Annotated in this window: 13 protein-coding genes; 3 read left to right on the top strand and 10 right to left on the bottom strand. The window is 65.3% G+C overall.

The window, feature by feature from the left end; translation table 11 throughout:
- Positions 1-144: 144 nt before the first annotated feature.
- Complete coding sequence (locus CA260_RS10165; RefSeq protein ID WP_111982716.1) at positions 145-801, top strand: TetR/AcrR family transcriptional regulator; 657 nt, start codon at positions 145-147, stop codon at positions 799-801.
- A 6-nt stretch (positions 802-807) separates the two neighbouring features.
- Here the strand turns inward: CA260_RS10165 and CA260_RS10160 are convergent, their stop codons facing one another.
- From CA260_RS10160 to CA260_RS10115, 10 genes are all read right to left on the bottom strand, one after another.
- Positions 808-2,799, bottom strand: a complete 1,992-nt coding sequence (locus CA260_RS10160) for a biotin carboxylase N-terminal domain-containing protein (protein ID WP_111982714.1) — start codon at positions 2,797-2,799, stop codon at positions 808-810.
- A gap of 3 nt (positions 2,800-2,802) precedes the next feature.
- Entirely contained in the window at positions 2,803-3,960 is a 1,158-nt protein-coding gene (locus CA260_RS10155) for an acyl-CoA dehydrogenase family protein (RefSeq protein WP_111982712.1), read from the bottom strand.
- A 41-nt stretch (positions 3,961-4,001) separates the two neighbouring features.
- Entirely contained in the window at positions 4,002-5,621 is a 1,620-nt protein-coding gene (locus CA260_RS10150; protein ID WP_111982710.1) for an acyl-CoA carboxylase subunit beta, read from the bottom strand.
- Between the two features lie 14 nt (positions 5,622-5,635).
- Positions 5,636-7,486: an acyclic terpene utilization AtuA family protein gene (locus tag CA260_RS10145; protein ID WP_111982708.1), complete on the bottom strand. Its 1,851-nt coding sequence runs from the start codon at positions 7,484-7,486 to the stop codon at positions 5,636-5,638.
- A gap of 271 nt (positions 7,487-7,757) precedes the next feature.
- Positions 7,758-8,339, bottom strand: coding sequence for an isochorismatase family protein (locus CA260_RS10140; RefSeq protein ID WP_172461774.1), 582 nt, complete (start codon positions 8,337-8,339; stop codon positions 7,758-7,760).
- A 135-nt stretch (positions 8,340-8,474) separates the two neighbouring features.
- Positions 8,475-9,860 carry an FAD-containing oxidoreductase gene (locus CA260_RS10135; protein ID WP_111982704.1) on the bottom strand — a complete coding sequence of 462 codons (1,386 nt, stop codon included), beginning with the start codon at positions 9,858-9,860 and terminating at the stop codon, positions 8,475-8,477.
- Positions 9,861-9,941: 81 nt separating this feature from the next.
- A complete protein-coding gene (locus tag CA260_RS10130; protein ID WP_111982702.1) occupies positions 9,942-11,237 on the bottom strand; it encodes an amino acid permease in 1,296 nt (431 codons plus the stop codon).
- Positions 11,238-11,249: 12 nt separating this feature from the next.
- Positions 11,250-13,556 (bottom strand): Orn/Lys/Arg decarboxylase N-terminal domain-containing protein, encoded by a 2,307-nt coding sequence (locus CA260_RS10125; RefSeq protein ID WP_111982700.1) that lies wholly within the window; start codon positions 13,554-13,556, stop codon positions 11,250-11,252.
- Between the two features lie 140 nt (positions 13,557-13,696).
- A complete protein-coding gene (locus CA260_RS10120; RefSeq protein WP_111982698.1) occupies positions 13,697-16,033 on the bottom strand; it encodes an Orn/Lys/Arg decarboxylase N-terminal domain-containing protein in 2,337 nt (778 codons plus the stop codon).
- Between the two features lie 60 nt (positions 16,034-16,093).
- Complete coding sequence (locus CA260_RS10115) at positions 16,094-17,572, bottom strand: DcaP family trimeric outer membrane transporter (RefSeq protein WP_146745313.1); 1,479 nt, start codon at positions 17,570-17,572, stop codon at positions 16,094-16,096.
- A gap of 494 nt (positions 17,573-18,066) precedes the next feature.
- On the opposite strand from CA260_RS10115, the gene CA260_RS10110 reads away from it, so the two are divergent.
- A complete protein-coding gene (locus CA260_RS10110) occupies positions 18,067-18,909 on the top strand; it encodes a hypothetical protein (protein WP_146745312.1) in 843 nt (280 codons plus the stop codon).
- A gap of 54 nt (positions 18,910-18,963) precedes the next feature.
- Positions 18,964-20,634, top strand: coding sequence for a SulP family inorganic anion transporter (locus CA260_RS10105; RefSeq protein WP_111982692.1), 1,671 nt, complete (start codon positions 18,964-18,966; stop codon positions 20,632-20,634).
- Positions 20,635-20,671 lie beyond the last annotated feature (37 nt).

The following is a 20,671-nucleotide window of genomic DNA, read 5'->3' as shown; positions in this document are numbered from 1 at the left end:
GTTCGATCATGAGCGAGGCAGCCTGGCATTGATCCACCCCTCCCCGTGCCAGGTCTGCCTCGCTCATTCCTTTCCATGCCTGCCGAGATGCCTGCGATGCCGAAGCACCGCTAAGATGCAGCGGAGCATTCGACGGGTACAGGCATGCCAAAGTCGCGCCACTCCAAACCGACCAAGCCGGCAGTCGCCACGGAAGCGACGACGCGGCGCAAGCGTGGCCGTCCGGCGCAGGACGCCAACGAAGGTTTGCGCAGGGAGCTGATCGAGCAGTCGGCGCGACTGTTTCGCGAGAAGGGTTACGGCAACACCACCGTGCGTGACATCGCCGCCGCGGCCGGCGTGCATGCGGGCAGCTGGTTCTACTACTTCAAGACCAAGCAGGACATCCTGCAGGCGGTGATCGAGCACGGCCTGACCGTGGCGCTCGCCGATATCGAGGCGATCGCTGCCGACAGCCTGCCACCGCGTGAAGCACTGCGGCAGCTCGTGCGGGCGCATCTCTATACTCTGCTCGCGCCGAACCAGGACTTCATCCCGGTCATGCTGTACGAGTGGCGCTCGCTGGACACCTCGGCGCAGGCGCACATCATCGCGCTCAAGGATCGCTACGAAGCCATCTGGGCGCGCGTGATCGAACGCCTCCACGCCTCGGGCGAGTGGGCACAGCCCACGCGGGTGGACCGACTGCTGATGTTCGGCGCGCTCAACTGGACGGCCCAGTGGTACCAGGAAGGTGCGGGCATCAGCATCGACGCACTGGCCGACCAGGCCGTGCGGTTCATCCTTCGCACGCCATCCTGAGCCTGCTCAGGCCGCGGCGATTTCCATCAACACGCCGCCGGGCGCGACCTGCGCCCCGACCTGCGCGTAGATCCCGGTGACGGCGCCGGCGAACGGCGCCGCGATGCTGTGCTCCATCTTCATCGCCTCGACCACCAGCAAGGGTTGCCCCGCGACCACGGCGTCACCCTCGGAAACATGCAGCGCGACGATACGGCCATTCATCGGGGTGCTGATGCGGCCGCTGCCTGACAGCGCGACCCGGCGCTCGGGCGCCGCGTATGTCGTGTCGATGGCAAGGTGTTCCACGCCGTCGAGCACGAACCAGCAACCTGAGTCGACGGCGGCATAGTCGATCGCATGCGGCGCCTCGCCCAATCGGATCACCACGTGATCCGCCGCCTCGGCAAGGACCTCCGCATCGATCGACATGGCGCCCGAGACGAGACGCCAGCGTCGCGCGGCGAGCGTGTGGACACGCATCTCCATGGGCGCGCCATCGAGCGTGAACCGGCAGGTCGCAGGATACGCACGACTGCTATGCCAGCCCCGCAGCTCTGCGGGGTAACGCACGCCCGAAGCCTCGCGAAGATAGGTGAGCAGGACGGCGGACACCTGGCTCGCCGAGGCCGAAGGTTGGCTCCGCTGCCGCGCGGCCGCAGGAATGTGCTCATCGATGAACGACGTCGACACCTCGCCCGACAGGAACGAAGGATGCGTGATGCACTGCCTGAGGAAAGCGCGATTGGTGGGAAGACCGAGCAGCAGGCAGTCTTCCAGCGCCTTCGCGAGGCGCCGGCAGGCATCCGGGCGATCGCTGCCATGCGCCACGATCTTGGCGAGCATCGAATCGTAGAATGGCGACACCACCAGCCCATCGGCCAGGGCGTGATCGGTACGTACCTCGCGCGGTGCGCGCCAGCGCGCAATCGTTCCGCTCTGCGGGAGGAAATCCTGTTGAGGGTCTTCCGCGCACAGGCGGACTTCGATGGCATGGCCACCGCGTGAGCGGCGGGCATCGATCTCGCCCTGCGTCATCGGCAAGGCCTCGCCCATGGCCACGCGCAACTGCCATTCCACCAGGTCGATGCCAAGCACCGCCTCGGTCACCGCGTGCTCGACCTGCAGGCGCGTGTTCATCTCCATGAAGTAGAACGCGCCGTCCGGGGCCAGCAGGAATTCCAGCGTGCCCGCACCCACGTAGCCGATCGCGCGCGCCGCCGCCGTCGCGACGGCGCCCATGCGCTCACGCAGTTCGGGCGATACCGCGGGCGATGGCGATTCTTCGATCAGTTTCTGGTGCCGGCGTTGCACCGAACAGTCGCGCTCGCCCAGGTGAACCACGTTGCCGTGCTGGTCGGCGAACACCTGGATCTCGATGTGGCGCGGCTCGATGATGGCTTTTTCGAGGATCAGTTCGCCGGACGCAAACGCATGTTCCGCTTCCGAGCGTGCGGATCGCAGCGCTGCGGAAAAGTGCTCCGGCTGATCGACACGCCGCATGCCGCGGCCGCCACCGCCAGCGGCGGCCTTGATCATCACCGGATAGCCGATGCGCGCCGCCTCCTGCGCCATGCGGCTTTCCGATGAATCGCCGCCCTCATAGCCCGGCACGCACGGCACGCCAGCCGCCTGCATCAATCGCTTGGCGCCGGCCTTGCTGCCCATCGAGCGGATGGTCGCGGCCGCCGGCCCGATGAAGACCAGGCCGGCATCGACGCAGGCAGCCGCAAAGGCCTCGTTTTCCGCCAGGAAGCCATAGCCGGGATGCAGGGCTTCCGCCCCGGATCGTCGCGCGGCATCCAGCAGCGCGGCGATGTTCAGATACGAAGCCTGCGGCTGCGATGCGCCGATCGGCATTGCGACATCTGCCGCGCGGCAATGCGGCGCATCACGATCGGCCTCCGCATACACGGCGATGGTGCGCATGCCCAGACGCCGCGCCGTGCGCTGGATGCGCAACGCAATTTCACCGCGATTGGCGATCAGCACCGAACGAAAGGCATGCGGCGTGGCCATCGCTCAGTCCTTCCTGCCCGGCAGCGTGTTCATGTACTTGCAGATGATGCCGAGCATCACCTCGTCCGCGCCGCCGCCGATGGACGCGAGGCGGCCGTCACGATAAAAACGCGAGACCGGGTTGTCCCAGGTGTAACCCATGCCGCCCCAGAACTGCAGGCAGGTATCGGGCACGATGCGGGCGAGCCGGCCCGCCTTGAGCTTGGCCATGGAAGCCAGCTCCGTCACGTCCTGGCCGCTGACGTAGAGTTCGCAGGCGCGATAGGTCAGCGCACGCAGCGCCTCCACTTCGGTCTTGAGTTCCGCCAGCTTGAAATGCACCCATTGGTTGTCCAGCACGCTGGCGCCGAACAGCTTGCGTTCACGCGCATATTCGATGGTGGTATCGATGCATGCCGTCAGCATCTGCAGGTTGCTCGCCGCCGCCCACATGCGCTCTTCCTGGAACTGCAGCATCTGGTAGGTGAAGCCCCTACCCTCGTCGCCGATGCGGTAACGCTGCGGCACACGCACGTCGTCGAAGTAGATCAGGCCGGTATCCGACGCGTTCATGCCGATCTTGCGGATCTTCTTGCCAACCGACACGCCCCTGGTGTCCATCGGCACGATGATCAGCGACTTGTTGCGGTGCGCGGCGTCATCCGACGTATTGGCCAGCAGGCACATCCAGTCGGCCTGCAGGCTGTTGGTGATCCACATCTTGCTGCCGTTGATGATGTAGTCGCCGCCATCCTTGCGCGCGTGGGTCTTGATCGCCGCGACGTCGGATCCCGCGCCCTGCTCCGACACGCCGATGCATGCGACGGCGTCGCCGCTGATCGCGGGCGCGAGGAACTGCTTGCGCAGCTCGTCCGAGCCGAAGCGCGCCAGCGCCGGCGTCGCCATGTCGGTCTGCACGCCGATCGCCATGGGCACGCCGGCGCAGTGGATGTGGCCGAGTGTTTCAGCCATCGCGACGGCATACGAATAATCGAGCCCGAGGCCACCAAACGAGGTCGGCTTGGCGATGCCGAGAAAACCCAGCGCCCCCATCTTCTTGAACAATTCCTTGGCGGGAAACATCTCGGCCGCCTCCCATGCATCGACGTGCGGATTGATCTCGCTGTCGATGAAGCGCTTGAGGCTGCGCTGCAGCTCCTGGTGCTCGTGGGTGAACTGCATGGTGTCTCGCTCCGATGAGCCTGGGCCAATGGATAAGGGACTTACGGTCGAGCGACGGCGAACTGGATGGGGCGTACCACGCGGCGACGCGCTTCATCGCAGACGGCCAGCGCACAGGCCAGTACCTTGCGCGTGTCGCGCGGATCGATCACGCCGTCATCCAGCAGGCGGCCCGAGAGCGTGAAGGCGTCGGATTGCCGCTCGAAGGTTTCGATCACCCTGGCTCGCATCGCCTCGATGGCTGCATGGTCCACGGCCTGTTCCTTGCGCTGCATGCCGGCCGCCATGACCGTGGCCATGGTGTCCGCCGCCTGCTCGGCGCCCATCACGGCCGTCCTGGCGTTGGGCCAGCTGAAGCAGAAATCCGGGAAGAAGCCGCGCCCCGACATGCCGTAATTGCCCGCGCCGAACGAGGCGCCGCAATGCACGGTGATGCGCGGCACCGTGGCGTTGGACATCGCCTGGATCATCTTCGATCCGTGCTTGATCATGCCGCCCTGCTCCGAGGCCTTGCCCACGATGAAGCCCGTGGTGTTCTGCAGGTACACCAGCGGCAGATCGGATTGGCAGCACGCCTGGATGAAGTGCGTCGCCTTGGCGGCACCCGCCGGATCCAGCGGCCCGTTGTTGGTGATGATGCCCACGCGCATGCCGCAGATGGCCGCATGCCCGGTGACCGTGGCCGGCCCATAATCGGGCTTGAATTCGAGGAACACCGAGCCATCTGCGATGCGTGCGATCACTTCACGCATGTCGAGCGGCTTGCGGTGGTCGGCGGGCGCGATGCCGAGCATTTCGTCCGCGCTGAAGCGCGGTGGCGCATAGGAGCGCGTCGGCGATGGCAGGTCGCGGTTCCAGTCCAGCGCCGCAAGCAGTTCGCGCGTGATGCGCAACGCGTCCGCATCGTCTTCGGCCAGGTATTCGGCCTGGCCCGATACGGTGGCGTGCATCTCGGCGCCGCCGAGTTCTTCTTCCGTGGCGACTTCGCCGGTGGCGGCCTTGAGCAGGGGCGGCCCCGCCAGGAAGGCGCGGGCCCGCTCGCGCACCATCACCACGTAATCCGACAACCCGGGCATGTAGGCGCCACCCGCCGTGCTGGAACCATGCACCACGCTGATCACCGGAATGCCGGCTGCCGAGAGCCGCGAAAGCCAGTAGAAGATGCTGCCACCGTTGACGAAGGTCTCCACGCGATAGGCCAGCAGGTTGGCGCCCGCTGATTCGACCAGATGGATGAACGGCAGTTTCTGCGCGAGCGCGATGGCCTGCGCACGCTGGAATTTCTCGATGCCCATCGGCTGCACCGCGCCCGCATCGATGCCTGAGTCGTCCACCACGATCATGGCGCGCACGCCGCTCACCCAGCCAATGCCGGCCATGAAGCCAGCGCCCGGCACGGAGCGCTCCGGATCAGGGTGGTCGAGGCAGAAGCCGGCCAGCGTGGAGAGCTCCAGGAACGGCGCGCCCGCGTCGAGCAGCCGACCCAGCCGGTCGGCCGGCAGCAATTGTCCGCGTCGCTCGAAGCGCTCGCGAGAGGCTTCGGATTTGTCTCGCGTGCGCGCTTCCAGTGCACGCAGGCGATCGACCAGGTCGCTCACCGCGGCATGGTTCTGCCGATAGGCTTCGCTCTCCGGAACGATGCGCGATTCAAGCGCCGGCATCGGCAACCCCCTGATCAAAGTGGCGACACGAGCCCGGCGCGCAGGTCGTCCGGACGTTCGATCATCATCGCGTTGTCTCCAGACGTTGCCGCGGGATGATCTGCCGGAACTCGCACAGGCATCGAAAGCAGTACCTGGGCCATGCCCTTGCCCAGCGGATCGTTGCGCAAGGACGCCATGCCGCCACCACCCAGCGCCTGCTCGCAGGTGAAGTTGAGCGCATGGATGCCTGGCAGCTCGTAGCGTGTCACGCGGCCCTTGACCAGATGCGCGAGATAGGCGGCGACGAGGCCCTCGGTCAATTGCGCCTTCAGCCAGGGAAAATCCTCCGGCCGACGCGCGATCACGCCGATATTGGAGAGGTCTCCCTTGTCGCCGCTGCGCGCATATGCAAGCGTGATGAGCGGTACCTCGCACGCAGGCTCGGGCACGGATACGGTCGCCTCGCGCCCGCGTGGCGCAGGCGGCACGTCGCGAGGCGCTCCCGCAGGGACGCCCACCGTGATGCGCTCGCCTGCCGGCAACGTCACGCCCGGTTGCATGCGTGACTTGTCGAGCAGGAAGGCGAACTGCTTGATTGCAGGCACCACGCCGGGGCGCCCGCTCGCACCGGTCGTGCCGGGCGCCCACGACGTGGCGGCCGGCGCAATCTCGCGGGCGAAGATCTCAAGCGCCGCCTTGTGCGCATGCGCCACGGCAAGCCACATCACCGATTCGAAACGCGGCGCGCGCGGCTGATGCGGACCAAACGCATGCGCCGAACCCAGCGTCTCGATATGCGTCGCGCTGTAGTCGGGCAAGCCCAGCCTGCGAAACAGTTCGCGCGTGCGCTCCAGGATCGCCTCGGCCGTGCGTCGCGCCTTCCTGTCGGCATCGAAACCCACCACGGTGAGCTGGCCGGTGGCGCGATAGCCATCGGCATAGGTGGCACTGACCTTGTAATCGGGCGTCGGCGCGCGACCGCGGGCGCCCCGTACCTCCACGCGATGCTCGCCGGCCTGCGTCATCGTCACGCCGGTGAAATCGCAGACGACGTCCGGCAGCAGGTAGCTCGCCGGGTCGCCGATTTCATACAGCATCTGCTCGCCTACCGTGGCAGGCGTAACCAGGCCACCCGTGCCCTCGGGCTTGGTCACGATGAAGCGGCCATCGGCGTGGCATTCGACCATGGGATAGCCGCTGTGCGCCCAATCGGGCACGGCTTCCCAATCGGTGTGCAACCCGCCCGCACCCTGGCAGCCGCACTCGATGATGTGCCCGGCAAGGCTGCCGGCCGCGAGGCGGTCATAGTCGTCCACGGCCCAATCGAAGCCGTGCATCAGCGCGCCGAGCGTGACGGCGCTGTCGACGCAACGCCCGGTGATCACCACCTGGGCACCGGCGTCGAGCGCGGCCTTGATCGGCAAGGCGCCGAGATACGCGTTGGCGCTGAGGATCTTTTCCGGCAGTGCCTCTCCGGTCTGCATCTCGCGCACCGCTTCGTCACGCAACGCGGGCAGCAGCGGCATCACATCGTCGCCCTCCACCACCGCTATACGCACATCGACGCCGAGCTCGCTGGCCAGCGCCTGCAAGGCTGTCGCGCAAGCCTGCGGGTTGACGCCACCGGCATTGCTGATGATGCGGATGTTCTGCGCCAGCGCATCCTTCAGCACCGCACGCATTGCCACGCTGACGAAGTCGGTGGCGTAACCCTGCGAAGCGTCCTTCTGGCGCGCCGATGCCAGCAGCGACATGGTCAACTCGGCGAGATAGTCGAACACCAGGAAGTCGAGGCGGCCCGAGGCGACCAGTTGCATGGGACCGACGACGCTGTCGCCCCAGAAACCGCTTGCGCCACCGATGACGATGGATTCCTTCGGCATGTCAGCGCCCCATCATGCGATGGCGGCCCGCGGCCGATGATGGAAACCGTCCGTGACGGCCAACAAGGAGTTCCAGACCCGTGTTCACGCGATGCCGCCTCGCCAGGAAGAGTCGACCGATCAGCTTGCCGGGCAATACTAAATCATTTGCTTGAATAAATAACCATGCACCTCCGCCAGCATCCGAGGCTTGGGCGTTCTCAACCCTTTCCGGGCTGTACGGCACGACCTGCTTCGCCTGGGCAGGCCCGTGCCCACTAGGCCGACAGCATCATGGAGCTTCTGTCCGGCCCGGCGCGACAAGCTCAACCTCGGCGGCCCGGGCCACCGTGTTGACGCGTCCGGGATAGGCAAGCCAGCGCATGGCTGCATTCAGTTCGGTCACGATATCGCGCGCCGCGATCACACGATCCTCGGAGAGGCGAAGGTCCTGCGTCGTATGCGCATCCTGAAGCAAGGTCAGGTCATAGCCGCGATCGAGGGCGGCATGCGCGGTGGACCGGATGCACCAGTTGCTCATGGCGCCGGCAAGCACGATGCGCGTGACGCCCAGCCGGTCGAGCTCGCCTTCGAGATCGGTCTGCTCGAAAGCGGAATTGAAATGCTTGTGGATCAGCGGCTCGTCGCTGGGCGGCCGCAGCTCGTCGACCCACTGCCAGGCGGCCGAATCCCGTGGCAGCTCGTCATCATGGTGCTGCACCCAGATGACCGGCACGCCCACCTGGCGTGCGCGCGAAACCACATGGGCAAGCTGGGCGATCACCTTCTCCCTGTTCCATGCCGACGCCATGATGCCGACCTGTACATCGACGACGAGGAGCGCGGTTCGGTTTCCGGAACGGACGGTTGCCATGACGGGAAGCTCGCAGGAGTGAGGTACGCGACCGGCATGCGTGATCGGTGATCGATACGCGAGGAAGGCCCGGAACCGCCGGGCCATCTTCGCATATCACCGTCGGCCGACAACGCGACCGACCCGCAGGCATCCTCAGGACGCGCCGGCCGGCCTCAGGTCCTGCAGCGTCGTCGGCAGCAGCTCCGCGACCGTCGGGTGGATGTGCACGGCGTGCGTTACCGTCTGGTAAGGAGCCTTGGCATACATGGTGTCCAGCAGGCAGTGGATGGCTTCGTCGCCGTTGACGCCGAGAATCGCCGCGCCAAGCAGCTGGTTGCTGCGGCCGTCCACGATCACCTTCATGAAGCCCAGCGTTTCGCCCCGCTCGATGGCCCTGCCCACGCGCGCCATCGGTCGCACGCCGACGCGCACGTCGTGACCCCTGCGCAAGGCTTCCTGTTCGGTGAGCCCCGCCCGCGCGAGCGGCGGATCGATGAACAGTGCGTAGGTCGCGATGCGATCGGATATGCGTCGCGGCTCGTTGTCGAGCACGTTCGCGGCGACGATTTCGTAGTCGTTGTACGAGGTGTGGGTGAACGCGCCCTTGCCATTGCAATCACCCATCGCCCAGATACCCGGGACATTGGTGCGGCAGGCATCATCCACCACGATGTAGCCGTGCTCGTCGGTCGCCACGCCCGCCTTGTCCAGGCCCAGCGTGTCGGTGTTGGGGCGCCGCCCGACGGCCAGCAGCAGATGCGTGCCGCGCACTTCCATGCGCGGGTCCGCGCATCGGGCCACGATGGCCACGTCGCCGGCGCAGCCCTGAAGCTCGATGCATTCGGCGCCCAGGTGCAGCGCGATGCCTTCGCGCTGCAGGATGTCCACGATGGCAGCGGATACCTCGGGGTCTTCGCGCGGCAGCAGTCGCTCGCTGCGTTCGACGATGGTCACGTCGGAACCGAATCGCCGGAACATCTGCCCGAATTCCAGCCCGATGTAGCTGCCGCCCACGATGATGAGATGACGCGGCAGTTCGCGCAGATCCATGATGCCGACGTTGGTGAGGTACGGCACGCTGTCGACGCCGGGAAAATCCGGCTTGACCGCGCGGCCGCCGACATTCAGGAAGATCTCGTTCGCCTCGATCACGTCATCGCCCACCCGCAGGCGGCGTGGCGATTCGAACGTCGCGTGGCCACGCAGCAGCGTGACATTCGGCATGCCGCCCAGCCAGGATTCGACGTTGCCGCGGGAACGGTCGGAAATGCCCCGGGTGCGTTTCCACACCTGCGCCATGTCCACGCGGACGCTCCCGCCGTGATGCACGCCGTATTCCTCGCCGCGCCGCGCCAGTTGCGCGGCGTACGCGCTCGCCACCATGGTCTTGGTAGGGATGCAGCCGGTGTTGACGCAGGTGCCGCCTACCAGCTTGCGTTCGATCACTGCCACCTTGCGGCCCGACTTGCCCAGGCGCTCGGCCAAGGACGGCCCGGCCTGCCCGGTTCCGACGACCACGGCATCGAAGTGCTGGTTCATGAGGTGCGCCTAAGCATCGACAAGGCCTTGAGCGTCGCATCCGGCGCTTTAAGGAACCGTCAATGCAGGCAGGTGCGCGGGCTAGCGACGTTTGATCAATGCGTACAGCGGCGTTGAAATCAGCAACACCAGCAGCGCCTTGCGATCGAGCTCGGCCGACTGCCCCAGCACCACGCTCAGGCAATACAGGCACGCCACCAGGCCCACCACGATGAAGAGCTGCATCTTGCCCGTGGCCATGTGCAACGTGCGGTTGAGTCGCCACATCGCCACCACGGAGTAGATATAGGGCACCGACATCAGGATCACGGTAGCGTCGGTGATATGGGCGAACTGCGTGGCGACGTCCGGCGATGTCGACACCAGCAGCGTCACCATCATCATCAGCCCGGTGACCACCAGGTTCTGCACCGGCATGCCATGGCGGTTGGTCAGTGCAAAGCGTTCGGGAAACATGCCGTCGTTGGCGGCCGCCTGCGCCGACTGCGCGACGATGAGGATCCAGCCGACCAGCGAGCCGGCCGCCTTCAGGATGGCGGCCAGCGAGATGCCGATGGCGGCCCATGGCCCCAGCATCATGCGGGCGGCCTCGGCGAACGGCGCACCGGAAATGCGCAGCTCCTTGCCGGGAATGACCCCCATCAGCACGGTGCAGCATGAAATGTAGATCACCGTGGAGACCAGCAGGCCGATGATCGTGGCGAGCGGAACATTGCGCTTCGGGTTCTCGATCACGCCGGCCGATACGGCCGCGCTCTCCACGCCCAGGAACGCCCACAGGGCGATCGAAGCGCTGCGCTCGATCGCCGAATGCAGTGGCGCATCGCCCGGATTCCAGCTCTCCATGAACACCTGCGGCTGGAACCAGAACCACCCGAACAGGCCCACGAACGCAATCGGCACGATGCCGGCGATGGTGCTGACGGTGGTGAACCCGCCCACCAGTTTCGCGTCACGGGTATTGACCCACACGAACAGCCAGATGATGGCGGCCGTACAGCCGTTGGCGATCCACGGGTGTTTCAGTGACGGGAAGAAAATGGCGAGATATCCCGTCACGGAAACCGCGATGGCCACATTGCCGATCACGTTCGCAAACCAGTACAGCAGATTGGTCTGGAACGCCGGGAACCGCCCGACGTGATCGCGCGCGTAGGCGTACGGACCTCCCGCCTTCGGCTCGACCATCGCCAGGTGCGCGAACACCAGGCCCAGCGCACTAGCGCCGACCGCCGCGACCACCCAGCCCAGGATCGAGACGCTACCGACACTGGCCAGGCTGGAGGGCAGCAGGAACAGGCCGGTTCCGACCATGTTGGCGACCACCAGGGAGGAGGCGCCAACCAGGCCCATCTTCTTGCCGCCCCCTGTCACCATGGCAAGGGCTCCTCAGGACTTCAGGCACTGCACGTAATACTCCCCGCCCTCCGCCTCCACGCCGTGCGTGTCGTGCCCGAACCCGGGGAAAGCGTGGTCCCAGCTCTGCAGTGCCTTGAGGTAACCGATATAAGGGCCGTCCGCAGGGCCGGCCGCCTCGCCCGGCATCAGCATCGGGATGCCGGGTGGATACGGCACCACGCTCGTGGCGAGGGTGCGATTCGCCAGGTTGCCGAGCGCGACGCGCTCGACCTTGCCACGGATGAGCTCCTGGTATGCATCCGCCGGCGACAAGCGGATCTCGGGCAGGTTCGAATACGCGCTCTGCAGATGGCGCGTCTGCCCGGTCTTCTTCAGTTCGGCGAACATCTGGTCGCCCAGGTCGCGCAGGCCGAGGCCGGCATAGCGTTCCGGATGGCTCGCGACCAGATTGGGCATCACCCGCTCCAGCGCCCTGTTTTCGTCGTAATCGCGCTTGAAGTCGAGCATGGCGGTGACCAGCGTGCTCCACTTGGCCTTGGTGATGCCGATGGAGAACAGGAACAGCACGGCGAAGTCGCTGGTCTTTTCCACCTCGATGCCGCGTGCATCCAGGTACGCCGTCAGCAGCGTGGCCGGGAACCCCTGGTCGGCGAACGACTCGTCGTCCTGAACGCCCGGCGTCAGCACCGAGACCTTGATCGGGTCGAGCATGCAATAGCCGTCTTCCAGATGGCCGAAGCCGTGCCAGTTCTCACCCGGATGCAGCACCCAAGCGTTGGCGTCGGTTGCGAGCCATTCCGGCGACGCATCCGCAAACGCGACCCGCTTGCCGGATTCGTCGGTCACCTCCTCCGGGTTCCAGGTGCGGAAGAACCATTCGCCCTTCTTCGCGAAGTCGCGATGCAGGCGCCCCACGATCTGGCGGAAATTGATGGCCTCGTCGATGCTTTCGCGGGTCAGCGAAAGGCCGCCCACGCCATCCATCATCGAGGCAGCCACCTCGTTGGAGGCGATGATCGGATAGAACGGCGACGTGGAGCCGTGCATCATGAACGATTCGTTGAAGCGCGCATGCGGAATCGCGCTTCGCCCGTCGCGCACATGGATATACGACGCCTGCGAGAACGCAGCGAGCAGCTTGTGCGTGGAATGCGTGGTGAACACCGTCGGGCCATTGGGGTCGTGCTCGGACGAGGGGCCGTGCATGGCCAGTCTTCCGGAGTACAGCGGGTTGAAGCGCGCGTAGCCGTACCAGGCCTCGTCGAAGTGCACGCGATCGACCCAGCCACCCACTTCCTCCAGCACGCGCCTGGTGTTGTAGCAAAGCCCGTCATAAGTGGAGTTGGTGACCACCACGAATACCGGCTGCTGGTCGGACAGATCCCTGGACAGGCTGTTGCGGGCGACCGCATCCCGCACGCTGGCCTCGACGAACTTGTCCGGATAGATCGGGCCGATCAGTCCGTAGCGGTTGCGCGACGGCACGAGGTAATGCGGCACGCCGCCCGTCATGGTCAGTCCGTGCTCGATCGACTTGTGGCAATTGCGGTCGCACAGCACCACCTGGTCGCGACCGACGCATGCCATGAAGATGATGCGATTGGATGTCGACGACCCGTTGGTCACGGTGTAGCTACGATGCGAGCCGAAGATGCGCGAGATGTACTTCTCGCTCTCGCCGATGGGCCCCGTGTGGTCCAGCAATGATCCGATCTCGCCGACGCTGATCGAGAGATCGGTGCGGAACACATGCTCGCCGTAGAAATCGTAGAACGCGCGTCCGGTCGGATGCTTGAGGAACGCCGTACCACCCGTGTGCCCCGGCGTATGCCACGAATATTCGTGGACCTGGTTGAAGTTGGCCAGCGCCGTGGTGAGCGGGCCGAGCAGCGCGGCAAGATAAATCTTCATGGCTGCCTGCACGCGACCGGCCACGAACGTGGCCGAATCCTGCGAGATCCATACCAGCTCGTTGATCGCCTGCACGATTTCCACGTTCAGCGTGCGCGCCTTGCCGGGCTCCGTCATCAGGAAGATCGGCACGTTCTCGTTGCGCGAGCGCACCGTATGGATGAGGTCGATGGCGGCGCCGTTGTCGCTGTCGCGGCCATCCGAGCCTGGCAGCGACCAGTCGATCAGCATCGCGTGCAGCGCCGTATCGGCCATGATCATCGAACGGCCGTCGTCCACGTTGGCTGCCACCACCGTTTCGATGTTCCGGTCCGCGAATTCATTGGCGAGCGTACGGCAGGCCCGCCCGCCTGCGCTTTCCGTGCCGACATGGGAATGGACCAGCAGCACGCGGAATTTCTGGCGCAGGTTTCGACGTTCGAGCATGACGATTCTCCTGGTTGGCAAGCCTGAAAGGCGATCGATGGTTGGGCGTGGATGCGTCTACGTCAGGCGTTCAGCGGCGCCTCGTCATGAAGGGATGCGCCGGGACGCGGACCACGCGACCAGGCATCCCCGGGGCTGGCTCAATGCTTCTTCTTGGGGTCCTTGGCCTTCTTGGCGGGCGCGCCCTTCTCTGCAATGACGCGCACCCACATGTCGCCGTTGCCGTCCGCGTGCACGTTCTGCACTTCGCGGCCGAAGCCCGGGAACCTCTTTCCATAGGCTTCGACGGCCTTGAGGAAATTGACGATGGTGCCGCCCTTGGGATCGACGCGCTCGCCCGGCATCAGCACGGGAATGCCAGGCGGATACGGCACGATCATCAGCGCTGCCACGCGACCGGCCAGCTCGGTGATGCGCACTTCCTCGGTATCGCCGTGGATCAGGTGCTGGTACGCCTCCGCGGGCGTCATGGCCTGTTCCGACAGCACCTCGCCGGCCTGGTTCGCCATGGCCTGCAGATCCAGTTCGCTCATGACGGCGTGCATTTCGTCGCACAGCTGCGGAAGCGTCATCTCGCGGTAGCGCTCGGGATAGGCCTGCACGAGATCGGGCAGCGCCTCCTCCAGCATGGCTTTCCGGTCGAACAGGCGCTTGAACGACATCAACGTCTCAAGCAGCGTGCCCCACTTGCCCTGCGTGGTGCCGACGGAGAACAGCACGAGCACGGTGTAGTCACCGGTGCGCGCGATCGCCTGCCGGCGCGCATCGAGGAACTTGGCGAGGATCGCGCCGGGAACGCCGTGCTTCGACAGCTTGCCCTTCGCATCCGTGCCCGGGCAAAGGATGGTCACCTTGGTCGGGTCGAGCATGCAGAAGTCGTCTTTCACGACATCGTCGGGAAGGCCGTGCCAGGCCTCGCCAGCCCTCAGCGTCCAGCATTCCGGCGAGGACGCCAGCACCTCGAGCGGCGCTTCGTGGAAGGCGACCTGCTTGCCCTTGATGGTGACCTTCGGCGGCTGGAACAAGGTGAAAAACCATTCGCCCTCGTCCTTGAACCGCTGATTCGCGATGGCGACCGCACGCCGGAACGCCACCGCAAGACTCACCGTTTCGCGCAGCAGGGCCGGGCCCGACGGCTCGTCCATCATCGCCGTGGCGATGTCCAGCGACGCGATCAGCGGGTAATACGGCGAGGTCGTGCCGTGCATCATGAAGGCTTCCTTGATCGGCGACCACGCGATCTTGCCGCGCTCGCTGTTGCTCACATGGATGTAGGACGCCATCGAGAACGCCGGCAGCATCTTGTGCGTCGACTGCACCGCCACCACGGTGGGCCGGTTCTTCATGTCCCGTGGCACGCCCATCGCGTAACGATGCTGGTAGATGGGATGGAACTTGCCGTACGCGTACCAGGCCTCGTCGAAATGCACGCGCGGCACGCTGGCCGACAGCAGCTCGGTGACCTTGTCGACGTTGTAGAGCAGGCCGTCATACGTGGGGTTGGTGACCACCGCGTACACCGGCTCCCTGGACTTCGCGCCCGCAGTGAGCGGCGACTCCTCGATCAGGCCCTGGATATGCGCGCGCGAGAAGCGCTTGGGCGGGATCAGCCCGATCATGCCGTAGCCGTTGCGGCTCGGCTGGAAGTACACCGGCCGCGAACCGGCCAGCGTCATCGCATGGTTGAGCGACTTGTGGCAGTTGCGATCGGCGATGACCATCTCGTCGCGCCCGACGGCCGCCTGCACCACGATGCGGTTGGACGCCGACGAACCGGCCAGCACGTAGAAGGTCCAGTCGGCGCCGAACACGCGCGCCGCCATGCGCTGCGATTCCGCCGGCGGCCCTTCGATATCCAGCCACGAGCCCAGCTCGGCATTGGAGATGCCGATATCGGCGCGCATGATGTTTTCGCCGAAGAACTCGTGGAACTCCGCGCCTGCCGGATGCTTGAGGTAGGCCGCGCCGCCCATGTGGCCTGGCGCATCCCACTGGTAGGCACCCTCTTCCGTGAGTTTCTTCAGCGCCTTGAAATACGGCGGAAGCAGGCCGCTGTGGTAATCGTCGATGGCGAAGTGCAGGCGCCGGGCAAAGAACTCGGGCGTCTCGCTGCCGATGTTGACGTATTCCCGCACTTCGCGGATCAGGCTCAACGGAACATCGGGCGCTTCCACGCTGCGCGTGATCAGGAAGATCGGCACCCGCAGGGATTTCTCGCGCACCGCCCGCACGATCGACATCACCGGCCCCTCGGACATGTCGGCGGTTTCGCCCAGGTTCCAGTCGATCGCCACCGCGGAAAACGAAGGCTTGCCGCGCGCCACCGCGAGGCCATCTTCGCAGCTCAACGCCTGGACCACCTCGATGCCTCGTTGCCGAATGGCGTCGCCGAGTCGCGTCAGCGCCAATCGAAGCACCGACCCCTCGTCCGGCAAGTCGCTGGTGACGTACAGAATCCACGGGCGGTTCATCGACATGAGCAAATCCTCTCGTGAAGGACGCCGGCCTGTCGGGCCGGCGTGGAGGGCGCATCGGCATCAGGGGTTGAGGTCGTATCGCAAGGTGGTCTGAATGCGCTGGCCCTGCCCCCGCGCATCCGTCAAGTCGATGTTCTGTCCCCACAGGTATTCCACACCGAACATCGCGCGCTCGCTGAACTGCCAGGCCAGGTTGAGCGAGGCGAACTTGGTGCTCTTGGGCATGGTCGAGTCGATCAGCAGGTTCGACTGCGGGCTGATGCGCAAGTAGCCGTAGGACATGCTGGACGTGAGGTTATCGAGCCATGCGTGCGTGTAGCCCGCGCCATAGCCGCGCGCGCGGATCGCGCGAAGATCGCCCTGCGGATTGAACGCCGCATCCAGCCCCAGCCCGGAAATGTCCTGCAGGAAGTTGGCGAACCCCTTGCCGTAGCTGAACCACCCTTGGATGCTGTCGTGCTCGAACAGCTTCGTCGTGCCGGTGAGCTGCGTGGCATAGCCGGTCGTGCTCCGCGTGCGCGCATCGGCGTTCTCGACGCGCAGGTCTCGGAACAGGTTCGCCCATTGGATGTGCCAGTCGGGCGCCTGCCAACGCAGACCGAGCGTGATGTCCGGACGACGCGAATAGGTCTGGTATTCGGCAAGCACGGGAACGCCGGGCACGGTGATATCCGCGTTCGGTTTTTCCAGCGACATGGGCAGGGTCAGCACGCTTTCGCCGCTCCTGTAGAGGATGGGCGCGAAGCGGATCTGCGGCCCGTACTTGAAGGTGAAGGAGTTCGGGCCTTCATAGTCCAGCGTGTTGGGGAACACGTCGATGTCGGTGAAGGCGGAAATGTTGTAGCCGGCCAACAGCGTGTAATGCTCGTTGTCCAACTCGCCGTAGAACGCCTGCAGGTTGTACGGCATGTCGCCGCTGCCGCTGCCGAAGAAGTTGTTCTTGTAGACGATCTTGAGCGTGCCGTAGTCGGTGTCACGCCGGTAGTCCATGCGGAAGATGCTCTGCTTGGCGCTCATTTCCGAGCGCCTTCCACTGTCGTAGAACGGCTGTCCGCGCACCGGAATCGACGAGGGCACGAACAGATCGGGCGCTCCCATGTAGGTGCTGTCGGCCATCGCATCGAGCTGCGCGACGAGATCGACCTTCAGCAGGTTGCCGGTATCGCCGAGGCGGATGTAACCCTCCGGCAAGGGCTCGGACGCACCGGCCATCGCCGAAGGCGGCCGATACGCAGGCGGGCCCGATGGCGCCCGTGCCGACGCCGCACTCACCAGTGGAGCCGCCGGCGCCGCGGCCGGCTTTGCCGCAGCCTGCTCGCGCTCCTTCGCCTCCAGTTCGTCCAGGCGCGATTGCATTTTCTGCATCACCTGTTGTTGCGCCTGCATCTGCGCCCTCACCTGTTCGAGCTGCGCCTTGAGTTCGGCGGTCTCGGACGATTGCGCATGCACGCCGGGGCTTGCCGCAACGACACCGCAAAGCAGGAGGGGCGCCAGCGTGCGCGCACCTCTCGACGAGGAACCGGAATGCTTCCCGTACATGACGACACCCCTCAGATCGATTGACAGGAAATGACATGCGATCAGCTTCGATCACTTCCGGATTCACCTTGCCGGAATGACTGCGTGATAGCCGTGGAGTCGACGACCTTCCCTCAAGGTCGTGCAAGAAGAAATGCCGTTGCGTAGATACACCAGAGGATGTGTAGACGCGTTGAAAACAGCGCTTTTTTGCAGGCATCCGACGAACTACGTAGCAGCATCGCCACTGCCCTGACGAACTACCTACGTAGAACTACGGAGTGTTTTTCGTGGATGGAAAATTCGTGTCGACGTTCGCGTCTCACGCGCGGTTTTTCACGACGCTTCCATGGAAAAGGCCCATGGCGGAGCAGACAATGACCTGCAGGAAACACGATGGTTCCGACGTTGCCGTTGGCCCGCCATCGACCGAGAAGGAAGCGCCGAACCATCCATCACGGCGCGACCGCCATGGACACAAGCACGGGGACGACCATCAACGCTTAGGGGGCCTTATGTCTTCATCGCGCTTTGCATTGCCGGCATGCGTTACCTGCCTGGTTCTGGCTTCGACGCCCGCGCTCGCCGACGACCACCCCATGCTCGATTATTTCTCGGTGAGCGGCGGCGTGTTCGCCAACAGCTTTTCCGGCAGCCTGCGCGCGGACGGGAGTCTGAAGAATTCAGGGACGACGCTCAGCTTTTCGCGTGACCTTGGCGAGGGCGGCACGCGCTACCTGCCGTTCTTGAACGTGTCCTGGCGCCCCTGGGACCGCCACGAGTTCGAGTTCGACTACTACCACGACTCTTCCAACCATTCCCGCACGCTCAACCGCTCGCTGGAATTCAACGACCAGACCTTGCTCGTCGGCACGACGCTCAAGTCGGATTTCACGTTGGACGCCTACGGGCTTACCTACCGCTACTGGGCCTGGATAGGCGACCAGGGGGCATTTGCCGTCGCCGGTGGCCTGCAGGCCTACAGCTTCGATCTCAAGCTCACCGGGACCGTGTCGGCGAACGGCTCGGGCGCGAGCGGATCGGTATCGCGCGAGGGGCATGCCAAGGCGTCGACCAACCTGCCCGACCCTTCGATCGGCGTGTCGTACCGTTACCAGTTCGAGCCGTGGGCGCGCCTGGTCACCGACGCCGGGGCCTTCAAGGCGAACATCGGCAGCGTGGATGCCACTCTGTACAACTTCCGCCTGGGCGTGGAGTTCTACCCCTGGGAGAACTGGGCCGTCATCACGCAGTACTCCTACAACAAGATCGACGCGGACGTGGACAAGGACCGCTTCCATGGCAATGCCACTTTCAGGTTCAGCGGCGGACAGGTACTGCTGAAATATCGCTTCTAGTCGCCGCATGGCCAACGATATGACGACTCGACCCGCCATGGCGCAGCCGACGCCATGACCGGCCCGCATGTGTCGCTCATGTCATGGTTGCGCGGATGCGAGCGCGCATGGGTGCGAAGCGACCTGCTGGCCGGCATCACGGCTGCTGCGATCGTGCTGCCCAAGGCGCTGGCGTATGCCACGGTGGCCGGCCTGCCGATACAGGTGGGCCTGTACACCTGTTTCGTGCCGATGCTGGTTTACGCGCTGCTGGGCACGTCGCGGCCGCTCAGCGTGAGTACGACGACCACGCTGGCGATTCTCACCGGCACGGCGTTGGCGCAAGCGGTTCCGGATGGTGATCCGGTTGCGCTCGCGAAGGCCACGGCCACGCTGTGCCTGTTGACGGGCAGCATGCTGATCGCCGCGGCGGTCCTGCGCCTGGGTTTTGTCGCCAATTTCATCTCGGCGCCGGTGCTGACCGGATTCAAGGCAGGCGTGGCGGTGGTGATCGTCGTTGACCAGCTGCCCAAGCTGCTCGGCCTGCACATCGCCAAAAGCGGCTTCATCCGCGACCTTGGCGCACTCGCGGCGGCGTTGCCGCATCTCTCGGTGGCCACCGCAGCCGTGGGCTTGCTCGCCATCCTGCTGCTGGTCGCCATGGAGCACATGGCGCCCAAGGCGCCCGCACCACTCGTGGCCGTGGCGCTGGGCATTGTCGCGATGCCACTGCTGCATCTGGGCGTGCACGGCGTCACCGTGGTGGGACATGTGCCGACGGGCTTTGCTTCGCTCACGCTGCCGGACCTGTCGCTGGCCGGCGCACTGTGGCCGGCCGCCGCCGGCATCGCACTGATGAGCTTCACCGAGTCGATCGCCGCTGGGCGCGCCTTCGTTGCACCCGGCGAGTCCTATCCGCAACCCAACGGCGAACTGTGGGCGACCGGATTGGGCAACGTGGCAAGCGCCCCCTTCGGATGCATGCCGTCGGGCGGCGGCACCAGCCAGACCGCCGTCAACCGCCTCGCCGGCGCAAAAACCCAACTCGCAGGCCTGGTGACGTCGCTGGTGGCGCTGGCGACCATGCTGCTTCTGGCGCCCTTCATCGGCATGATGCCCAACACGATTCTCGCGGCCATCGTCATCGTCTACTCGATCGGCCTGTTCAAGCCGGCGGACTTCGTGGCGATCCGTTCGATTCGCCGCACCGAATTCTGGTGGGCAGTGGCGGCGCTGCTGGGCGTGGTCTTGCTCGGCACGCTCAAGGGCATCCTCGTGGCGATCGTGGTGTCGCTGATGTCGCTGTCGTACCAGTCGCTCAATCCGCCGCTGTACGTGCTGCGGCGCAAACCCGGCACGCGGGTGTTCCGCCCCGTCTCCGATCGCCATCCGGACGATGAAGACACGACCGGGCTGCTCATCCTGCGGCCCGAGGGCCGGCTGTTCTTCGGCAATGCCGATCACTTCGGGCAGCGCATCCAGCCCATGCTGGCGGAGCAGCGGCCACGCGTCCTCGTGCTCGATATGAGCGCCGTCTTCGATGTCGAATACACCGCCCTGATCGCCCTGATCGACGCCGAGGAAAAGCAGCGCCTGGCGGGCACGGAGCTTTGGCTGACTGGCGTCAGCCCGGGCGTGCTGGCCACGCTGCGCAAATCGCCTCTCTACGACACACTGGGCAAGCGACGGATGTTCTATACGGTGGCCGATGCCTATGCGGCGTGGCTGGAGCGCGCGTCACCCTGAGGGCTGGCATCAACCGCAACAACAGCCGTCACGCAAA

It is taken from the genome of Dyella jiangningensis (assembly GCF_003264855.1).
GTDB lineage: Bacteria > Pseudomonadota > Gammaproteobacteria > Xanthomonadales > Rhodanobacteraceae > Dyella > Dyella jiangningensis_C.
This window is presented reverse-complemented; position numbering and strand designations above follow the sequence as displayed.